The sequence below is a fragment of the Hydrogenophaga sp. OTU3427 genome (assembly GCF_038440225.1).
In the GTDB taxonomy this organism is placed as follows: Bacteria; Pseudomonadota; Gammaproteobacteria; order Burkholderiales; family Burkholderiaceae_C; genus Hydrogenophaga.
In genome coordinates, this window is the sequence record NZ_JASATI010000038.1 from 12,448 (window position 1) to 30,043 (window position 17,596).

21 protein-coding genes are annotated in these 17,596 nt (G+C 66.3%); 3 read left to right on the forward strand and 18 right to left on the reverse strand.

The window, feature by feature from the left end; translation table 11 throughout:
* Positions 1–8: 8 nt before the first annotated feature.
* From AAHB17_RS18590 to AAHB17_RS18600, 3 genes are all read right to left on the reverse strand, one after another.
* Positions 9–944 (reverse strand): branched-chain amino acid transaminase, encoded by a 936-nt coding sequence (locus tag AAHB17_RS18590; protein WP_342132267.1) that lies wholly within the window; start codon positions 942–944, stop codon positions 9–11.
* A 95-nt stretch (positions 945–1,039) separates the two neighbouring features.
* Positions 1,040–2,548 (reverse strand): LTA synthase family protein, encoded by a 1,509-nt coding sequence (locus tag AAHB17_RS18595; protein ID WP_342132268.1) that lies wholly within the window; start codon positions 2,546–2,548, stop codon positions 1,040–1,042.
* Positions 2,545–2,940 carry a glycerate kinase gene (locus AAHB17_RS18600; protein ID WP_342132269.1) on the reverse strand — a complete coding sequence of 132 codons (396 nt, stop codon included), beginning with the start codon at positions 2,938–2,940 and terminating at the stop codon, positions 2,545–2,547. The genes AAHB17_RS18595 and AAHB17_RS18600 overlap by 4 nt, the downstream gene beginning before the upstream one ends.
* Positions 2,941–3,118: 178 nt before the next feature.
* Between AAHB17_RS18600 and AAHB17_RS18605 the strand changes: the two genes are divergently transcribed.
* Positions 3,119–3,652 carry a hypothetical protein gene (locus AAHB17_RS18605; RefSeq protein ID WP_342132270.1) on the forward strand — a complete coding sequence of 178 codons (534 nt, stop codon included), beginning with the start codon at positions 3,119–3,121 and terminating at the stop codon, positions 3,650–3,652.
* A gap of 44 nt (positions 3,653–3,696) precedes the next feature.
* Here the strand turns inward: AAHB17_RS18605 and AAHB17_RS18610 are convergent, their stop codons facing one another.
* Genes AAHB17_RS18610 through AAHB17_RS18635 form a run of 6 tightly spaced genes read right to left on the reverse strand, consistent with a single transcriptional unit; the run spans position 3,697 to position 9,445 of the window.
* On the reverse strand, positions 3,697–4,788 hold the full coding sequence (locus AAHB17_RS18610; RefSeq protein WP_342132271.1) for a protein-glutamate methylesterase/protein-glutamine glutaminase: 1,092 nt from the start codon (positions 4,786–4,788) through the stop codon (positions 3,697–3,699).
* Between the two features lie 53 nt (positions 4,789–4,841).
* Positions 4,842–5,471 (reverse strand): chemoreceptor glutamine deamidase CheD, encoded by a 630-nt coding sequence (gene cheD, locus AAHB17_RS18615; RefSeq protein WP_342132272.1) that lies wholly within the window; start codon positions 5,469–5,471, stop codon positions 4,842–4,844.
* A gap of 14 nt (positions 5,472–5,485) precedes the next feature.
* Complete coding sequence (locus AAHB17_RS18620; protein ID WP_342132273.1) at positions 5,486–6,331, reverse strand: CheR family methyltransferase; 846 nt, start codon at positions 6,329–6,331, stop codon at positions 5,486–5,488.
* A gap of 30 nt (positions 6,332–6,361) precedes the next feature.
* Complete coding sequence (locus tag AAHB17_RS18625) at positions 6,362–8,587, reverse strand: chemotaxis protein CheW (RefSeq protein WP_342132274.1); 2,226 nt, start codon at positions 8,585–8,587, stop codon at positions 6,362–6,364.
* A gap of 42 nt (positions 8,588–8,629) precedes the next feature.
* Complete coding sequence (locus AAHB17_RS18630) at positions 8,630–8,992, reverse strand: response regulator (protein ID WP_342132275.1); 363 nt, start codon at positions 8,990–8,992, stop codon at positions 8,630–8,632.
* A 21-nt stretch (positions 8,993–9,013) separates the two neighbouring features.
* On the reverse strand, positions 9,014–9,445 hold the full coding sequence (locus AAHB17_RS18635; protein WP_342132303.1) for a hypothetical protein: 432 nt from the start codon (positions 9,443–9,445) through the stop codon (positions 9,014–9,016).
* 194 nt (positions 9,446–9,639) lie between these two features.
* Here AAHB17_RS18635 and AAHB17_RS18640 point away from each other — a divergent pair, with 194 nt between their 5' ends.
* Complete coding sequence (locus AAHB17_RS18640; protein ID WP_342132277.1) at positions 9,640–10,776, forward strand: ATP-binding response regulator; 1,137 nt, start codon at positions 9,640–9,642, stop codon at positions 10,774–10,776.
* A complete protein-coding gene (locus AAHB17_RS18645) occupies positions 10,773–11,402 on the forward strand; it encodes a response regulator transcription factor (RefSeq protein ID WP_342132278.1) in 630 nt (209 codons plus the stop codon). The genes AAHB17_RS18640 and AAHB17_RS18645 overlap by 4 nt, the downstream gene beginning before the upstream one ends.
* 102 nt (positions 11,403–11,504) lie before the next feature.
* Here AAHB17_RS18645 and fliR read toward each other — a convergent pair whose 3' ends face one another.
* The 9 genes from fliR to fliJ form a co-directional block, all read right to left on the reverse strand.
* Positions 11,505–12,272, reverse strand: coding sequence for a flagellar biosynthetic protein FliR (fliR, locus tag AAHB17_RS18650; protein ID WP_342132279.1), 768 nt, complete (start codon positions 12,270–12,272; stop codon positions 11,505–11,507).
* A 2-nt stretch (positions 12,273–12,274) separates the two neighbouring features.
* Positions 12,275–12,544: a flagellar biosynthesis protein FliQ gene (fliQ, locus tag AAHB17_RS18655; protein ID WP_342132280.1), complete on the reverse strand. Its 270-nt coding sequence runs from the start codon at positions 12,542–12,544 to the stop codon at positions 12,275–12,277.
* 135 nt (positions 12,545–12,679) lie between these two features.
* The gene (fliP, locus tag AAHB17_RS18660; protein WP_342132305.1) at positions 12,680–13,387 is read right to left on the reverse strand and encodes a flagellar type III secretion system pore protein FliP; all 708 of its coding nucleotides are present in this window, start codon (positions 13,385–13,387) and stop codon (positions 12,680–12,682) included.
* A gap of 56 nt (positions 13,388–13,443) precedes the next feature.
* On the reverse strand, positions 13,444–13,770 hold the full coding sequence (locus AAHB17_RS18665; RefSeq protein WP_342132281.1) for a flagellar biosynthetic protein FliO: 327 nt from the start codon (positions 13,768–13,770) through the stop codon (positions 13,444–13,446).
* A gap of 112 nt (positions 13,771–13,882) precedes the next feature.
* Positions 13,883–14,296 (reverse strand): flagellar motor switch protein FliN, encoded by a 414-nt coding sequence (fliN, locus tag AAHB17_RS18670; RefSeq protein WP_342132283.1) that lies wholly within the window; start codon positions 14,294–14,296, stop codon positions 13,883–13,885.
* A complete protein-coding gene (gene fliM, locus AAHB17_RS18675) occupies positions 14,286–15,290 on the reverse strand; it encodes a flagellar motor switch protein FliM (protein ID WP_342132285.1) in 1,005 nt (334 codons plus the stop codon). Before fliM ends, fliN begins: the two co-directional genes overlap by 11 nt.
* Positions 15,291–15,292: 2 nt before the next feature.
* Positions 15,293–15,808: a flagellar basal body-associated FliL family protein gene (locus tag AAHB17_RS18680; RefSeq protein WP_342132286.1), complete on the reverse strand. Its 516-nt coding sequence runs from the start codon at positions 15,806–15,808 to the stop codon at positions 15,293–15,295.
* Positions 15,809–15,935: 127 nt separating this feature from the next.
* Entirely contained in the window at positions 15,936–17,132 is a 1,197-nt protein-coding gene (locus tag AAHB17_RS18685; RefSeq protein ID WP_342132287.1) for a flagellar hook-length control protein FliK, read from the reverse strand.
* A 1-nt stretch (position 17,133) separates the two neighbouring features.
* Complete coding sequence (fliJ, locus tag AAHB17_RS18690; protein WP_342132288.1) at positions 17,134–17,595, reverse strand: flagellar export protein FliJ; 462 nt, start codon at positions 17,593–17,595, stop codon at positions 17,134–17,136.
* Between the last annotated feature and the right edge of the window lies 1 nt (position 17,596).

The following is a 17,596-nucleotide window of genomic DNA, read 5'->3' on the forward strand; positions in this document are numbered from 1 at the left end:
TGTCGTCCTCAGACCAGGGTCAGCCAGTGGGCGTACTTGGGGTTGCGCCCGTTGACGATGTCGAAGAAGGCGTTCTGGATCTTCTCGGTGATGGGGCCGCGGCTGCCGATGCCGATCTCGATGCGGTCCAGTTCGCGGATGGGGGTCACTTCGGCGGCGGTGCCGGTGAAGAAGGCTTCGTCGGCGATGTACACCTCGTCACGGGTGATGCGCTTTTGCACAATCTCCAGGCCCAGGTCCTTGGCGATGTGGAACACCGTGTTGCGGGTGATGCCGTTCAAGGCGCCGGCCGACAGGTCGGGGGTGTAGATGACGCCGTTCTTGACCACGAAGATGTTCTCGCCCGCGCCTTCGGAGACGAAGCCCGAGCTGTCCAGCAGCAGGGCCTCGTCGTAGCCCTCGTCGGTGGCTTCCATGTTGGCCAGGATGGAGTTGGTGTAGTTGCTCACCGCCTTGGCCTGCGTCATGGTGATGTTGACGTGGTGGCGGGTGTAGCTGCTGGTCTTGACGCGGATGCCACGCTTGAGGCCTTCCTCGCCGAGGTAGGCGCCCCAGGCCCAGGCGGCGACCATCAGGTGGATGGTGTTGCCCTTGGGGCTGACGCCCAGCTTCTTGTCGCCGATCCAGGTCAGCGGGCGCAGGTAGCAGCTCTCCAGCTGGTTCTCGCGCACCACGGCACACTGGGCCTCGTTGACCTGTTCCTGGGAGAAGGGAATCTTCATGCGCAGGATCTTGGCGCTGTTGAACAGGCGCTCGGTGTGCTCCTGCAAGCGGAAGATGGCCGTGCCCTTGACCGTGTTGTAGGCCCGCACGCCCTCGAAGGCGCCGCAACCGTAATGCAGGGTGTGGGTCAGCACGTGGATCTTGGCGTTGCGCCAATCGACCATCTGGCCGTCCATCCAAATCTTGCCGTCGCGGTCGGACATCGAGGGGATCACTGACATGGAAATTGCCTTTGTGTTGAGACCGCCCGAACTGGGCGCAAAACCAGCATTTTAAGGCGACACCAACCCGCCGGCGGCAGGCCGGTGGCGCCGGTTCACGGCTGGGCGCCCGCCGGCTCGGAGGGGTCGCGCCACAACTCGGCGTAGGCGGCCGAGCGTGCGCGCAGGCGGCTGGCCCAGGCCTGGGGGCCCAGTGCCTGCACCAGCGGCTGGTGCGGCCCCGCGCGACCCAGACCAAGCGCCGGGGCGGCCGGCGTGGCATCGCCAGGCCGGGCCGACAGGGCGTTCACCACCAGCGGCAGGACGTCGAAGTGGCCCATCATCGCCAGCCGTTGCGCCGGCTGGCCGGGCGCGTGCAGCACGAAGAAGACATCCTGTGAGGCGTCGTCGGAGGTCTGGCCGTGCTGACGGCGCCAGCCCGGCGCCATCAGCGGGTGGTCGCCCATCACCACCACCACCGAACGCTCCAGCAGGCCGCGGCGTTCCAGGTGCGTCAGGAAGCGTTCGACCGCGGCCAGGCTGCAGTCGAAGATGGCGTCCATCGGGTCGGGCTTGCCGCCCGCGAGGGGCGGGGCCAGCGCGCTGGGGCAGGGCATGGGTGGCATCCCGCTGGGGCCGTGGGTGTCCAGCGTGAGCAGGTTCAGGAAAAAGGGCTGTGGGTCGGCCGCGAGGCGGTCGACCACCTGCTCGGCAAAAGCCAGGGTCTGGTGGTCGTCGGCGCCCCACCAGCCGTCCGGCCACCGGTAGCCCGGCGACGCGGCGGCGATGTCTTCGCGTCCCCGCACCTCGTCGAAGCCGTGGGCCCGCAGAAAGCCGGCCTTGCCCGAAAACGCCGGATCCGCGCCGCCGACAAAGGCCGTCTGGTAGCCGGCCGCCTTGAGCAGGTCGCCCAGGCAGATGGCATCGGCCAGCGGCCGTCCCACGTCGTCGAAATTGTTCTTGCCCGCCAGGCCCAGCGGCATCAGCGGCAAGGCACACTGGCTGGCCACCATGCCGCCCAGCGTCCACTGGGTGCCGGGCAGGGTGATGAAGCGTTCGGCCGAAAGCTGCCCGTCGCGCCAGCGGTCGAGCAGGCTGCCGGGCCGGACCCGGGCGCGCTGCAGCGATTCCACATAAATCAGCACCAGGTTGCGCGGCTCGCGTGCCAGCCGTGTCGCCAGCGCTGGCAGCGGGCGGACGTAGTGTTCGGCCATCCAGTCGCCGCTGGCGGCGGGCTGGAAATAGTCGCGCAGGTTGAGCGCCTGTGCCGTGTGCCGGGTCGCCGGCACCACCAGGGCCACGGCGGCGAGCACGCCCAGTCCCAGGGCGTGGCGGCGGCCCGGGCGCCAACGGTGGAGGCCGACGGCCACCGCCGTCACGAGCAGCGCCCACAGCAGGGGCTTGAGCACGAATTCCCGCGCGGTCGAGCGCATCAGCCCCGTGGGCACGCTGCTGACATCGTCCAGCGTGGCGTGGAACAGCACCTGCTCCATGCTCACGTCGCCAAAGTTGTCGACCACCCAGTAGGGCAGCCGGAAAAAGGCCATGGCCAGCGCCGACAGCACAAACACCACCAGCAGGCGGCGCCATGGCAGCGGGCCGGTGCCCTGTCCGCCAGGACTCATGGCGTCGGGGTGGCCGGCGCCTGCGTGGCCTCGTCGGCATCCGCGCGCCGGATGGTGTGATCCAGCAGGCGGCCATCGAGAAAACGCGCGGTCACGGCCGAGCCCGCGGGATCGGTCCAGCGGAAGACTTCGGGCTGGGCGTCGGGCTCGGAGAGCATTTCGCCCAGGCTGCCGGTCATGCCGATGACCTGGGTCAGGCGTTGGCCGGGCTTGAGCTTCACATGCAGCTTGAGCGCATGGGCCACCGTGCCCTTGGGTTTGCCCGCGGCTTGCTTGAGCACCCGCATCATCTGGCTGAACTGGATGGTCATCCAGAAAGCAAGCATGCTGAAGGCCAGCAACAAGCCCATGCCGCCGTACTGCCGCCAGGCGCCCCACATGACCAGGGCCATGGCACTCCACCAGGCGATGGAGCGGGCCCGGACCGGCCAAGGATGGGAAGTCAGAATTTTTTGCATCGTGAAATAGAAAATTTTTTCGAAACAGGCCTAAAGCCTGCGCTCAAGCGTCCGATAACTGGAGGGAACGGCGGTAATCCGCTGACTGTATCCGTCCAGCAAGGAGTCCATCATGCTGACCATATCATCGATAGGTGTAGGCCCCAGGCCCCTCCAGACCCCTGCCGCCAACGCGCCGCCGGTGGCCGCTGGGCGTCCCAGTGCCAGCGTCAGCCGCGACAGTGGGGCCGCGGTGGTCCACATTCCTTCGGGCGATGGCACGGGGGTGCAATCGGCCCCATTGCCCTCCAGCCTGCCCCCGGTCACGTCGCCGGCCGAGGCCGCCAACGCCGGCCTGCCGCAGAACGCCAGGGTGCTGGCACCCAAGGAGAGCGATGGCGGCACGGTGCGCTTCAAGGGCGAGCTGCCGCCCGAGCCCAAGGCCCCGGCCCAGGAGGCGCTGGAGCGGCAAATCGAAGAGTACATCCCCAATCTGTGGAAGGCCAGCCGCGCCGCCGTCGATGCGCTGGCATCCACGTCGGACGAGCGTGGGCCGGACTTCGCACCCACGGTGTCGCCCGATGTCAGGGACTTGCCCTATGCGGCGGGCGAGGTTGGCGGCAAGCCGCCGGCCACCCCGGGCAGCCTGCTGGATCTGGAGGTCTGAGCGCGTGCCCCCTGTCTGAGGGGTCGCGCGCACCGCGGTGCACATCAGATGCGGTGCCGCACGGCGCCACCCGAGGCACGGATGCGCTCGATCAGGGCGTCCGCGATTTGCAGCAGCGGCAGCACTTCGTTCGCCGCGCCGGCCTGGATGGCCATCTTGGGCATGCCAAAAACCACGCAGCTGGCCTCGTCCTGCACATAGTTGTAGCTGCCGGCGTCCCGCATTTCCTTCATCGCGGTGGCGCCGTCCGCCCCCATGCCGGTCAGCATCACCCCGTAGGCGTTGGGCCCCAGGACCCGCGCGGCCGACTTGAACAGCACTTCCACCGAGGGCTTGTGCCGGTTGACCGGCGGCGCGTCCTCCACCACGGCCACGTAGTTGGCGCCGCTGCGGTCGATGCGGAACTGCAGGCCGCCAGGCGCGATGTAGGCGTGACCAGGCAAGATGCGTTCGCCGTCGCGGGCCTCGGTCACCGCGATGCGGCACAGGCTGTTGAGGCGGGCGGCAAAGCTGGTGGTGAAGCCCGGTGGCATGTGCTGGGTGATCACGATGGCGGGTGCGTCGGCCGGCATGCGGACCAGGATTTCCTTGATCGCCTCGGTGCCGCCGGTCGACGAGCCGATGCAGATCACTTTTTCCGTGGACAGCCGGCCGAAGGGCTTGGCCATGGGCGCGGCGGATCCCCCGGTGGCGGCTGCACCAACTGGCGCCGGGGTGCTGGTCAGGCGTCGCACCTGGGCCTTGCTGGCGATGCGCAGCTTCTCGACGATTTCGTCACCCAGTTCGCGCAGTCCGGACGAGACGCCAATGCGTGGCTTGGCCACGAAGTCCACCGCCCCCATCTCCAGCGCCCGCATGGTGACCTCGGCCCCCTTTTCGGTCAGGGTGGAGACCATCAAGACCGGCATGGGCCGCAGCTTCATGAGGCGAGACAGGAATTCCAGCCCATCCATCTTGGGCATTTCGACGTCCAGGGTGATGACGTCCGGGTTCAGCTCGCGGATCATTTCCCGCGCGGCCAGCGGGTCGTTGGCCGTGCCGATGCACACCATGTCGGGCTGGCGGTTGATGATTTCGGCCAGCAGGCTGCGCACCAGGGCCGAATCGTCCACCACCACCACTTTGATCTTGCTCATGTCAGTATTGGATACAGGGCCTCTCGGAGCGCGGACACGCCACGGAGCAGGCCCTAGAACAGGTCGACCGAGCCGCCCGCGGTGGACTGCACGACCGTGGCGGCGTTGCCGGCGCGCTCCTGGCTTTCGAGTTTGTCGGGATGCGAGTGTGCCAGCCGTTTGACCATGGCCTTGCCGGTCACCGGGAAAAACACCACCTTTCGCGGGTAGATGTCCAGCACGTCCTTGGAGACGATGGGAATGCGCTCGGTCTGCAGGTAGTCCATCACGAACTTGGTGTTGCGCTCGCCCACGTTCATGGTGGTGAAGCTGGCGATCACCTGGCCACCGCCAAACACCTTGGCCTGCATGTTCTCGCGCCGCGCGCCCAGCTTGATCATTTCGTTGATCAGCAGCTCCATGGCGTAGGAGCCGTAGCGCCCCGAGGCGTCCAGCGGCGTGCCTTCGGGCAGCATGAAGTGGTTCATGCCGCCGATGCGGCGCTGCGAGTCCCAGATGCAGGCCGCGATGCACGACCCCAGCACGGTCATGATGACGATGCCTTCCTGCGACACGAAGTACTCTCCCGGCAGGATCTTGACGGCGTTGGTCTGGAAATGGTGGTCCTGGAAGAAGAACGAGGCCTCGCCCGGCTTGCGCGGTGCCGCCTTGAGCGTCTGCAGGTGGGCTGCGGTGTGGTGCATGTGGGCGCCCGGTTCTAGACTTTTTCGTAAACGGTCTTGCCGCGCAGGGCAAAGAGGGTGCGGGCGTCGCTGAAATTCTCGGCATGGCCCACGAACAACGTGCCGTGGTCCTTCATCACGCGGTGGATGCGGGCCAGCACCTGGCGCTGCGTGGCGGCGTCGAAGTAGATCATCACGTTGCGGCAGAACACGACGTCGAACTGCTCCTTGAGCGGCCAGTTGTCGTGGATCAGGTTGAGCGAGAAGAAGTCGATGTGACGCTGCAGTTCCGGCTTGACACGCGCGAAGCCCGCGTTGGCACCCTTGCCCTTGAGGAAGTACTTCTGCATCTGCGCCGTGCTCAGGCCCTTCATGCCTTCGAGCTTGTAGACGCCGCGCGCCGCGGTGTTGAGCACCTTGGTGTCGATGTCGCTGGCGTGGATGCGAAAGCGCCCTTCGCTGCCCAGCGCCTCGGCAAAGGTGATGGCGATGGAGTAGGGCTCCTCGCCGGTGGACGCCGCGCTGCACCAGACCTTCCACTCGTGGGTGGGCGGCTTGGAGCGGATCAGCTTGTCCAGTTCGATGAAGTGGTGGTTCTCGCGGAAGAAGGAGGTCAGGTTGGTCGTCAGGGCGTTGACGAATTCCTGCCATTCCGGGCTGCTGCCCTGCTGCTCCAGCACGTCCAGGTAGCTCTTGAAGCTGTTGTGGCCGGTCTCGCGCAGGCGGCGCGAGACGCGGCTGTAGACCATGGCGTGTTTGCCATCGTGCAGGCTGATGCCGGCGTGTTTGTAGATCAGGCCCTTGATGCGGGTGAAGTCGGCATTGGTCCAGACGAATTCGCGCCCTTGCGCGACCGGTCCGGTGTCGTCGTCTTCAGCCATGTCGTGTGTCCGTGTCCGGGTGGCGTGCGGTCATTGGCGGGTGCGGCGCACCAGCCCCGAGGTGTCCAGGATGAGCGCCACGCGGCCATCGCCCAGGATGGTGGCGCCCGAGATGTTCTGCACCTTGCGGTAGTTGGATTCCAGGTTCTTGATCACCACCTGCTGCTGGCCCAGCAGTTCGTCCACCATCAGCGCCACGCGCATGCCGTCGGACTCGACCACCACCATCAGCGAGTTGGCGCCGCTGCCTTCGCCGTTGCGCGGCACCTGGAAAATGCGGTCGATCTCGATCACCGGCATGTATTCCTCGCGCACCTTCACCAGTTGCGCGTCTTGCGCCACGGTGTTGATGTCGCCGGCCTTGACCTGGAAGGACTCGACCACCGAGGCCAGTGGCAGGATGTAGACCTCGTCGCCGACGCGCACCGACATGCCGTCCATGATGGCCAGCGTCAGCGGCAGGCGCACCTTCACGCTCATGCCATAGCCCTCGGAGGTGTCGATGTCCACCGTGCCGCCGAGCGAGGCGATGTTTTTCTTGACCACGTCCATGCCCACGCCGCGGCCCGACACGTCGGTCACCTGTTCGGCGGTGGAGAAGCCGGGCGCGAAGATCAGTTGCCAGACCTCGCTGTCCGACATGTTGTCCGGCGCCTCGATGCCCCGCTCGCGGGCCTTGTTGATCAGCTTCTGGCGGTTCAGGCCCTTGCCGTCGTCGCGCACCTCGATCAGGATGGAGCCGCCCTGGTGCGAGGCCGACAGCGTGATGGTGCCCGTCTCGGGTTTGCCGGCCAGCAGGCGGTCGGCCGGCATCTCGATGCCGTGGTCGCAGCTGTTGCGGATCAGGTGGGTCAGCGGGTCGGTGATCTTCTCCACCAGGCCCTTGTCCAGCTCGGTCGCTTCGCCGACCGTGACGAACTCCACCTTCTTGCCCAGCTTGCTGGCGAGGTCGCGCAGCATGCGCGGGAAGCGGCTGAACACCACCGACATCGGGATCATGCGGATCGACATCACCGATTCCTGCAGGTCGCGGGTGTTGCGTTCCAGGTCGGCCAGGCCGGCCAGCAGTTGCTGGTTGATCGAGGGATCGAGGATGCGGCTGTTCTGTGCCAGCATGGCCTGGGTGATGACGAGTTCGCCGACCTGGTTGATCAACTGATCGATCTTGCTCACCGACACGCGCAGCGTGGTGGTCTCCAGCGTGGCGGCCGCGGCCGGCTTGGCCCCCGCACGGCCGCCCTTGGCGTCGGCCGCGCCGGTGGCGGCCTGGATGGCGGCCTCGTGGGCGGCGGTGTGGCTTTCGTGCGTGTGCGGGTTGCCGGGCGCCCCTGCGAACAGGCCATAGCCCTGGATCAGGTCGTCGTTGCGGGTGACCTCGCCGGAATCGGAGCGGCTGTGGTCGGCGATCGGGCTGCCCGGTGCGCCGGCATACAGGCCATAGCCTTGTTCGATGTCGCCGCTGGGCGGGCGCTCGGAAATCGGGATCAGGCTCTGGCTGACAAACGCCGCCGGCGCGGGCGCAGGCGCCGGGGCGACGTCCAGCGGTTCCAGCTTGATCTTGTCCTTGGACACATGGAAGGCGAACAGGTCCAGCAGGTCGTCGTTGCTGCTGGCCGTGGATATCTCGAACACTTTGTGCTGGTTGTCGAAGGACTCGCCTTCGACCGTGCCCAGGCCCGCGATGTCGCGGAACAGTTCCTTGATCGGATCGGCCTCGTCGGCCTGGTCCAGCGGGCCGATGGTGGCCTTCATCCGGCGTTGGCCCGTGCCGGCAGCGGGGGCCGGAGCGGGCGCGGCCGCAGGTGGTGGAGGCGGCGGCGGGGCCTTGGCCGGCGCCGGCGCGGCGCCACCGCCGCTGGCCAGCACGCGGATGCGGGCGACCAGATCGCCCGTTTCCACCGGCGCCGCGTCCAGGCCCTGGTGGCGCGCCAGCAGGCCCTTGAGCACATCCGACGCTTCCAGCAGCACGTCCACCATGGGCGAGGTCAGGGTCAGCTCGTGGCGGCGCAGCTTGTCCAGCAAGGACTCCATCTGGTGCGTCATCTCGGCCACATCCTCGAAGCCGAAGGTGGCCGCGCCGCCCTTGATGGAGTGCGCACAACGGAAGATCGCGTTGAGTTCTTCGTCGTCGGGATTCTCGACGTCCAGCTCGAGCAGTTGCTGCTCCATCGTTTCCAGGTTTTCACCAGCTTCCTCAAAGAAGATCTGGTAGAACTGGGTCAAGTCAAAGCTGTCGTCTTTTTTGTCTTCTGTCATGGCGTTCGCACCGTGGGCTGTGGACGGAGGGCGGTGTGCCGTTCAGCGGATCACCTTGTTGATGACCTCGATGAGGCGGTGCGGATCGAAGGGTTTGACCAGCCAGCCGGTGGCGCCGGCCTGGCGCCCGGCCTGCTTCATCTGGTCGCTGGATTCGGTGGTCAGGATCAGGATGGGCGTGCTCTTGAATTTGGGGTGCTCGCGCAGCTTGCGCGTCAGGCCCAGACCGTCCATGCGGGGCATGTTCTGGTCGGTCAGCACCAAATCAAAATGCTGCGCCTGGGCTTTTTCGTAGGCGTCCTGGCCGTCCACGGCCTCCACCACCTTGAAGCCGGCCCCCACCAGGGTGAACGACACCATTTTGCGCATCGAAGCGGAATCGTCGACCGCCAGAATTGAGTGCATGAAAAACCTCGTTCTCGAAAATTAAAACAGCTCGATCGAGCCCGCATCCATCTCACTCTGGGTGACGGGATTGGGTCGTTCGGGCAAACACGTTTCGACCACGCCGATCTCGTCCTCTTCCAGCTCCATGGCTTCCTCGGCGAGTTTGTAGGCGCAGCCCTTGAGCACCTTGCCGGTGTGGACCAGCAGCTGGGTGGCCATGTCGTGGAATTGCAATTCGGTCACCGCCAGATGCAATGCCTGACCGATCTGCCGCGTTTCATCGTTGTCGCCATGCAGCGCCAGCAGGGCCTCGTTGGCGGCATTGAATCGTTCCAGCAGGTTGCCCGTGGCATGGTCCAGCAGGCCTTCGAGGCGCTTGAGGTCGTTCATCGCGACCAGCAGCGAATCTTGCAGATCGGCCACTGCCGACAAGCTGAGCGCCACCGTCGGCTCGGTGGAACGGTCCGGCATGGGCTCGAAGTGCGGCACATCGTCCGCCCGTGCCCAACGGCGTCTATCCTCGTGAGGGGAGGAGGCAGGTTCCATGGCGTGTTCAGTTGTATGGTGGGTTTGTACCAGACACGTCGTTGGGGCGAGCGGTCAAATTCGCGCCGCCTTGACTGCCATCAAATGCGCAGTTGATTTGAAAATAATCTTCATAATGAATGCCTCCCCTCTGCCTATCGGTCGTTATTTTGAATTTCTTTAGCATACTCCACCTTGAGGACAGCCTCGCCGACCACGAGTTGGTCGTTCATATTCTGGAGCGCAGTGGGGGGCATTTCAAGCTTTTTCACGTTGATACCCTGGCCGACTTTGAAACCGCCTTGCGGGGCGGCGGCATCGACCTGGTGCTGGCCGACTACCACTTGGCGGGTTTCTCCGGCCTGGAGGCCTGGGATCTGATGCGTGGCCTGGGACAGGATCTGCCTTTTATCCTGGTGTCAGGTGCCATTGGCGAGGCGGTGGTGGCCGACGCGATGGTGCGTGGTGTCAGCGATTACGTCGACAAGAACCGCCTCAACCGCCTGCCCATGGTGGTGCAGCGCGCGCTGGAGCACCACCGCATCAAATGCGAGCGGCAGCAGGCGGCCGACGAACTCGCGGTGTCGCGGCAGCGCCTGGCGGAGCTGACCGAACACCTGCAAAGCAGCATCGAACGCGAACGTGCCGACATCGCGCGTGAAATCCACGATGACATCGGCGGCTCGCTGATCGCCATCCGGCTCGACCTGGCCTGGCTCGGGCGCCATTCGACCGACGAAGCGACACGTTCGCACGTGGACGCGGCGCAGGCCATGGTGACCCATGCGCTGGGCGCCAGCCAGCGCATCATGCGCAACCTGCGCCCGGCGGTGCTGGACCAGGGGCTGATCGCGGCCATGGAGTGGCTGGTGCGAAGTTTCACCGAGCGCACCGGCATCCGCACCACCCTCAGACACGCGGGCGACATGCCGCGCCTGCCGCGGGAGGTGGAACTGGTGGCCTACCGCACCGCGCAGGAGGCCCTGACCAACATCGCCAAACACGCCGGTGCCACCGAGGTGCGGCTGGAGCTCAGCGACCTGGAGGGCCACCTGACGCTGGAGGTCAGCGACAACGGACAGGGCGCCGACGCCCAGGCGCTGGCCAAGGACAATGCCTTCGGGTTGATGGGCTTGCGCGAGCGGGCGCTGACCGTGGGCGGCTGGCTGGATGTGGCCAGTGCCGGGACCGGCAAGGGTTTGGCGCTGGTGTTGTCGGTGCCGCTGGACGGCGTGGCACCCGACGCAAGCGACAGTGAAACGGGAGATGAATCATGATCAAGGTCGTGTTGTGTGACGACCACGCGGTGGTGCGGCGGGGTATCCGCGACACCCTGAGCGAGGCCACCGACGTGCAGGTGGTGGGCGAGGCCGACAGCTATGCGTCCTTGCGCGAGGTGTTGCGCAAGCAGGCTTGCGACGTGTTGCTGCTCGACGTCAACCTGCCGGGGCGCAGCGGACTGGAGATCCTGGCCTCGCTGGCCGAGCAGGGGCCACCGGTCAAGTCGCTGATGGTGTCCATGTACCCCGAGGACCAGTACGCCATCCGCTGCCTGAAGGCCGGCGCCGTGGGCTACCTCAACAAGGCGGGTGATCCGGCCGAGCTGCTGGTGGCCGTTCGGACCGCGGCCCAGGGCCGCAAGTACATCACGCCGCAGATCGCCGAGATGCTGGCCAACAACCTGTCGGCACCCGAGCAGACCGAACTGCACGCCAGCCTGTCCGAACGCGAGCTGCAGACCCTGCAGAAGATCGCCTCGGGGCGCAAGCTCTCGCAGATCGCCGAAGAACTCATGCTCAGTCCCAAGACGGTGAGCGTCTACCGCGCGCGCGTGCTGGAAAAACTGGCCCTGACCAACAACGCCGAGCTCACGGTCTATGCAATAAGGAACGGACTGGTTTGACGGGAGGCTGAGGGCGAGGTTTCGCCGCCGGGCCGCCCCAAGGCGAAACAGCCCCCTCGGGGGGCAGCGACCCGCGCAGCGGCGGAGCGTGGGGGCGACATCTCACCTGCCGACGAAGGTTTCCGAGACGACCCGCATCAGGCCCATCACCGGCCCGTCCAGCAGCGGCAGCGTGATGGCGATGCCGATCAGGCCCACCGAGAGGGTGAGCGGGAAACCGATGGCGAACACGTTCATCTGCGGCGCGATGCGCGAGATGATGCCCAGCGCCACGTTGACGAACAGCAGCATGCCGATCATGGGCAGGGCAATCCACAGCCCATAGGTGAAGATGATGGCGCCCAACTCGTGCAGGCGCAGGGTGCGCAGCGACTCCAGCGCGTGGCCGCCGATGGGAAAGGTGGTGAAGCTGGCCTGCACCGCCTGGACCAGCATCAGGTGGCCGTTGAGGACGACGAACAGCATCATGGACATGTTGCCGAAGAAGCGTCCGGTCGCGCTGGTCTGCGCGTTGGTGGTGGGGTCGAAGAAGCCGGAGAAGTTCAGGCCCATCTGCAGGCCGATGATTTCACCGGCCATTTCCACCGCGGCGAACACGATGCGCACCGCCAAACCGATGGCCAGGCCGATGGCCACCTGCTGCACGGCGGCGCCAAAGGCGCCCGGTCCGTTGAGCGATATGACCTGCTGTGGCGGCAGCCCGGGCTGCAGGCACAGCGCGATCACCAGCGCCAGGCCCACCTTGGTGCGGGTGGGCACGCTGCGCGACGAAAAGATGGGCGCGCTGCCAAACACCGCCAGTACCCGCAGGAAAGGCCAGAAGATGGGCGACACCCAGGCCATGAGCTGGGCTTCGCTGAAGGTGACCATGTTCAGATCGCGTAGTCGGGTATCGAGAGCAGGGTCCGGCGGATGAATTCCACCAGCGTGGTCAGCATCCACGGCCCCATCAACGCGAACACCGCCACCGCAGCGATGAGCTTGGGCACGAAGGACAGGGTGGACTCGTTGATCTGTGTCAGCGCCTGAAACAGGCTGATGACCAGGCCCACCACGAGCACCGTGCCCAGCACGGGCGCTGCCACCATGAGCAGCATGAAGAGGGCGTTCTGCCCGATCGTGAGGACGGCTTGTGGGTCCATTTCAGTGATCCTGGCGTGAAGGGCGGGTTTCGCCGCCGGGCCGCCCCAAGGCGAAACAGCCCCACGGGCACGCAAGGCGCGGCTTTCCCGCGCGTGGGGCAGCGACCTGTGCAGCAGCGGTGGAGCGTGGGGGCCTCATACAGCGAAGCTGGCGGCCAAGGAGCCGATCAGCAGGTTCCAGCCGTCGGCCAGCACAAAGAGCATGAGCTTGAAGGGCAGGGCGACCAGCACCGGCGACAACATCATCATGCCCAGCGACATCAGGATGCTGGCGACCACCATGTCGATCACCAGAAAGGGGATGAAGATCATGAAGCCGATCTGGAAGGCGGTCTTGAGTTCGCTGATCACGAAGGCCGGCACCAGCACGCGGAAGGGCGCGGTGTCCACCGTGGTGCCGCTGGGCAGCTTGCCCAGCTTGGCGAACAGCTCGAAGTCCGACTGCCGGGTCTGGCGCTTCATGAAGTCGCGCATGGGCACCTCGGCGCGTTCGAGCGCCTGGTTGAAGCTGATGGTGTTGGTGCTGTAGGGCTGGTAGGCGTCCTGGTAGACCCGGTCCAGCGTCGGCCCCATGACGAAGAAGGTGAGGAACAGCGACAGGCCGACAATCACCTGGTTGGGTGGCGAGGCCTGCGTGCCCAGCGCCTGGCGCAGCAGCGAGAGCACGATGACGATGCGGGTGAAGCCGGTCATCATGAGCAGCACCGCCGGCAGGAAGGACAGGGCGGTGAAGAACAGCAGGGTCTGGATGGGCACCGAATAGGTGGTGCCGCCCGAGCCCTGACCCACCACCAGCGGGAGCTGCCCGGCAGGCGGCGACTGTGCCCAGCCCAGGATTGGCATGGCCGTGGCCAGCAAGAGGACCCAGCGCCAGTGGCGCGCGATGAGCAAGGCCGGCCTCATGGCGCGGGCGGCGCCTGGCGCGCGGCCACCGTGCCGTAGCTGGGCGTGGCCGGGGTGGTGCTGTGCAGGGTGGTGATCTGTCCGGGCGTGACGCCCACGGTCAGCAGGTGCCTGGCCTGGCTGCCGGGTTCGGTCAGTTCCAGCACCAGCACGCGCTGCTGCGGCCCCACGGCCAGTGAACTGATGACCCGGATCGCCTGCGCATCCGGTGTGCCGCCAATGGCGTAGCGCTGGCGCAGCCACTTCACGCCCCAGGCCGCCAGCACCAGCAGGCCCAGCAGCAGCAGGGCCGGGGTGAAGGAGGGCATGGTGTCGGGCGTCATTCACCAACTCCCGCAAGGGCATTGACAACGGGCGTTTCGCCGACGGGCCGCCCCAAGGCGAAACAGCCCCCTTGGGGGGCAGCGACCCGCGCAGCGGTGGAGCGTGGGGGTTTCATGTCTTGCTGACCCGGCGCAGGCGTTCTGAGGGTGTGACGATGTCGGTCAGGCGGATGCCGAACTTCTCGTTCACCACCACCACTTCGCCCTGGGCGATGAGGTAGCCGTTGACCAGCACGTCCATGGGCTCGCCGGCCAGCGCATCGAGCTCCACGATGGAGCCCTGGCCCAGCTGCAGGATGTACTTGATCGGCACCTTGGTCCGGCCCAGTTCGACCGAGAGCTGGACCGGGATGTCCAGCACCATGCTGATGTCGTTGTTGGCGTTGACGTTCGCGCTCTCCGCGCTGTCGAAGTGGGGTGCCCCGGTGGCGAAGTCTCCACTCATGCCGGCGCTGGACTGCTCCTGCAGCGCCTGCGCCCAGTCATCGGTCACGTCGTCGTCTTTGGGATCGTTTTCATTTGTCATAGGATTCTCCGGTCCACGACTTGTCTGGCGCGCGCAGCATCTGCTCGACCTTGAGTGCGTACTTGCCGTTGTGGGTGCCGTACTGGCATTTGACAATGGGCACGCCGTCGATGTGCGCCTCGATCAGGTTGTCGCGTTCGAGTTCGATGAAGTCCCCGACCTTGAGGGCCAGCAACTGCTCGACGGTGGCGTCGGCGTGGGCGAGTTGCGCGACCAGTTCGACCTCGGCCGCCTGGATCTCGTGGCTCAACAGCTTGACCCAGCGGCGGTCCACCTCGATCGCATCGCCCTGCACCGAGGAATACAACACGTCGCGGATGGGTTCCAGCGTGGCGTAGGGGATGCACATGTGCAGCGAGCCGGTGAGGTCGCCGATTTCCAGCGTGAAGCTGGTCGACACCACGATCTCGCTGGGTGTGGCGATGGTGGCGAACTGGGGCTGCATCTCGGAGCGTTGGTAGGCCAGCTCCAGCGGGTACACGCCCTTCCAGGCCTTCTTGTATTCCTCGGAGACCACCTCCACCAGCCGGTTGATCACACGCTGTTCGGTGGGCGAGAAGTCCCGGCCCTCGATGCGGGTGTGGAACTTGCCGGTACCGCCGAAGAGGCTGTCGATGACGCCGAACAGCAGCGTCGGCTCGCACACGATCAGGCCGTTGCCCCGCAGCGGGCGGATGGCCACGATGTTGAAGTTGGTCGGCACCACCAGCTCGCGCAGGAAGGCGCTGTACTTCTGCACCGCCACCGTGCCGACCGAAATCTCGGGGCTGCGGCGGATGAAATTGAACAGGCCCACGCGCAGGTTGCGCGCGAAGCGTTCGTTGATGACCTCCATGGTGGGCATGCGCCCACGCACGATGCGTTCCTGGCTGGAGAGGTCGTAGCTGCGCACCGCGCCGGTGGGCACTTCTTCCTTGGCGAGCTTCTGGCTCTCGCCGGTGACGCCCTCCAACAGGGCATCGATTTCGTCCTGGGAAAGGAACGACTCGCTCATGGCTACTGAACAATGAAGCTGGAAAACAACACGGCCTGGATCGGACTGGGCTTCTTGCCTTCATAGCCGAGCTGGCGCGACACCTCGGCGATGATGTCGTTGGCCAGTTGTTCCTTGCCCTGCACCTGCAACAGCTCTTCGGTGGTGCGCTGCGACAGCAGCAGCAGGATGCCGTTGCGTATGCTGGGCATGAAGGCCTTGACGGCATCGCCCGTTTTCACGTTGTCCACCTGCAGCGTGATACCCACCTGCGCGAAACGGTTGCCGCCCGGATCGGCCAGGTTGATCACCATGTTCTCCAGGGGCAGGAAGGTGGGGGGGGACTTGAGGTCCACGTGGGCCTTGGCGGGCGCGGCTTCACCGCCTTCCTCTTCGCCACCTTTTTTCTTCATCAGGAAGAAGGCCGCGCCACCACCGGCCACCACCAGCAGGATCACCACCGCAAGGATGATGATCAGCATCTTCTTGCCCTTCTTGGGGGCGGCTTCGCCTTCGGCGGCGGGGGCTTTGGTGGCCATGGGGGTTTTTTCCGGTGGGTGTTTCGCGGAGGTCAGGCGCTGCGGGCGGCGCCGACCGTGTGGCCACGATTATCACGGCACGCTGGCCGGGTGCTGGCGCTCACGCGGGTGGCGGTGCACATGGTCGTCAGGCGTAGGCGTCGAGCACCGCGTTGCTGGTCCAGTGGACCATGCGCCCCGGCGGCGGCGCCACTTCGGTGCCTCGGCCATTGGCCGCGCCTTGCATGCCCAGACCTCGGCCTGACGACTGCGAACCGTCCTGGGACGTCTGGCCATGGGGGTGCTGGCCGCCCGAGGCCTGCGCGTCGACCGACAGACTGGCCAGTTCGATGCCATTTTGGCCCAGCACCGCGCGCAAGGCGTCGGTGCCGTTTTGCGCGATCGCGGCACGGGTCTGTTCATTGTTGGTCAGGAACTCCAGGTGGGCCTGGCCGTCACGCAGCAGCACGCGCACGTCCATCGCATCGCCCTGGGCGCCGTGCACCGTCAATTGGGCCTGGCTCACCCCCTTGCCCAGCCAATAGCTGACCTGCTGGCCAATCTTGTCCATGGCCTTGTTCCAGGCGTTCTGCCAGGTCTCGGCCGGTGCCTGGGGCGCTTCGGCGGTGGTGGCGGCGTCGCGCTCGGTGCGCTGTTCGTTGGCCAGCGCGCCCACTTCGGCGGCGGCACCTTCGCCACCGCCGCCGGCCGCACCCTGACTGTCCACCGAGGCCGTGGCGCTGAGGGTGACGTCGTCCGATACGTCCATGGCGTCTTCGAGGGCCGCCGCCAGCGCGGTGGCCAGGCTGTTGCCTACCGTGCCGACGCTGCCGTCGCCGGGGGCTGCGCCCAGCGGCGCCAGACCCGAGGTGTCGGTTGCCTGCTGGGTGTCGCTGGTGCTGGCCGCATCCGCGGCGCCGGCCTGAACCGCGCGTGCGGACGTTGTTTCGCGTGCCGCCAGGGTCAGGGTGGACATGCCGCCGCGTGCGCCCCGGCCCGGCGGGCGGGCACGGCCGTCGGTGTCGTCGCTGGCGCGTGCACCGTCGTCGCTGCCGTGGTCGTCCGGAGTCTTCACCCGGGGGCCGTCGACCAGGCCGCTGGCGCCCTGGAGGTTGTCGAGGCCGTGGCTGGCGTCATCACTGCCTTGGTCGTTGTCCTGGGTCGTGGGCTTTTTGCGGGCCTCGGACAAGGACTCGGGCGTGGCGCTGTCCGCCGCCGCCGCGAGCATGTTGGCAAAAACCTTGCTGTCACCCGAACCCCGGCGCGCCTGGTGGCTGTTGCCACTGGCGACGCGGTCCTGCTGGGCGGTGCTGCTGGTTGCGCTGGTGCTGCCGACGGTACTCATTTCACGGTCTCCAGTTTTGCGCGAGCTGCTGGCGCCGGTGCACGTTGGCCGCCATCTCATCGTTGCGTTTCTGATCCTGGCGTTCCAGGTGCTGCTGCTGTTCCATTCGCTTGCGCTCCACGTACTTGCTCAAGGAGGCCAATTCGCGCTCGGCCAGGTGCACCACCTGTTCGCAACGCGCCACTTCGGCCACGAGCTTGGCAATCACATCGTCCTGAAACCGGACTGCTTCATCAATGCGTGCCATGAACTGCCGATGATGGTGCAAGAGCTGCGGCGTGACGCCTTGACTAGCGCGGTGTTTCCAGCGCATTTCTGCTTCGACCGAATAGTCCTGCAGCTGGCGCAGCTGCTGTTCGGCGTGGTCCTGCGCCTGGCGCGCCTGTCCCAGCGCGCGCAAGGCGTCGTCGCGGCGCATGGTGTTGACCTCCACCACCCGGTCGAAACTGTCGAGGTTTGCCATG

Excerpts from the sequence above, each read along its gene's own strand:
- fliR (WP_342132279.1), bottom strand. The coding sequence starts at position 12,272 with ATGGTCACCTTCAGCGAAGCCCAGCTCATGGCCTGGGTGTCGCCCATC.
- fliP (WP_342132305.1), bottom strand. The coding sequence starts at position 13,387 with ATGCCAATCCTGGGCTGGGCACAGTCGCCGCCTGCCGGGCAGCTCCCG.
- AAHB17_RS18605 (WP_342132270.1), top strand. The coding sequence starts at position 3,119 with ATGCTGACCATATCATCGATAGGTGTAGGCCCCAGGCCCCTCCAGACC.
- AAHB17_RS18620 (WP_342132273.1), bottom strand. The coding sequence starts at position 6,331 with ATGGCTGAAGACGACGACACCGGACCGGTCGCGCAAGGGCGCGAATTC.
- AAHB17_RS18635 (WP_342132303.1), bottom strand. The coding sequence starts at position 9,445 with ATGCCGGACCGTTCCACCGAGCCGACGGTGGCGCTCAGCTTGTCGGCA.
- AAHB17_RS18685 (WP_342132287.1), bottom strand. The coding sequence starts at position 17,132 with ATGAGTACCGTCGGCAGCACCAGCGCAACCAGCAGCACCGCCCAGCAG.
- AAHB17_RS18645 (WP_342132278.1), top strand. The coding sequence starts at position 10,773 with ATGATCAAGGTCGTGTTGTGTGACGACCACGCGGTGGTGCGGCGGGGT.
- fliJ (WP_342132288.1), bottom strand. The coding sequence starts at position 17,595 with ATGGCAAACCTCGACAGTTTCGACCGGGTGGTGGAGGTCAACACCATG.
- AAHB17_RS18610 (WP_342132271.1), bottom strand. The coding sequence starts at position 4,788 with ATGAGCAAGATCAAAGTGGTGGTGGTGGACGATTCGGCCCTGGTGCGC.
- AAHB17_RS18640 (WP_342132277.1), top strand. The coding sequence starts at position 9,640 with ATGCCTCCCCTCTGCCTATCGGTCGTTATTTTGAATTTCTTTAGCATA.
- AAHB17_RS18680 (WP_342132286.1), bottom strand. The coding sequence starts at position 15,808 with ATGGCCACCAAAGCCCCCGCCGCCGAAGGCGAAGCCGCCCCCAAGAAG.
- AAHB17_RS18665 (WP_342132281.1), bottom strand. The coding sequence starts at position 13,770 with ATGACGCCCGACACCATGCCCTCCTTCACCCCGGCCCTGCTGCTGCTG.
- AAHB17_RS18590 (WP_342132267.1), bottom strand. The coding sequence starts at position 944 with ATGTCAGTGATCCCCTCGATGTCCGACCGCGACGGCAAGATTTGGATG.
- fliM (WP_342132285.1), bottom strand. The coding sequence starts at position 15,290 with ATGAGCGAGTCGTTCCTTTCCCAGGACGAAATCGATGCCCTGTTGGAG.
- AAHB17_RS18595 (WP_342132268.1), bottom strand. The coding sequence starts at position 2,548 with ATGAGTCCTGGCGGACAGGGCACCGGCCCGCTGCCATGGCGCCGCCTG.
- cheD (WP_342132272.1), bottom strand. The coding sequence starts at position 5,471 with ATGCACCACACCGCAGCCCACCTGCAGACGCTCAAGGCGGCACCGCGC.
- fliN (WP_342132283.1), bottom strand. The coding sequence starts at position 14,296 with ATGACAAATGAAAACGATCCCAAAGACGACGACGTGACCGATGACTGG.
- AAHB17_RS18600 (WP_342132269.1), bottom strand. The coding sequence starts at position 2,940 with ATGGCCCTGGTCATGTGGGGCGCCTGGCGGCAGTACGGCGGCATGGGC.
- fliQ (WP_342132280.1), bottom strand. The coding sequence starts at position 12,544 with ATGGACCCACAAGCCGTCCTCACGATCGGGCAGAACGCCCTCTTCATG.
- AAHB17_RS18630 (WP_342132275.1), bottom strand. The coding sequence starts at position 8,992 with ATGCACTCAATTCTGGCGGTCGACGATTCCGCTTCGATGCGCAAAATG.
- AAHB17_RS18625 (WP_342132274.1), bottom strand. The coding sequence starts at position 8,587 with ATGACAGAAGACAAAAAAGACGACAGCTTTGACTTGACCCAGTTCTAC.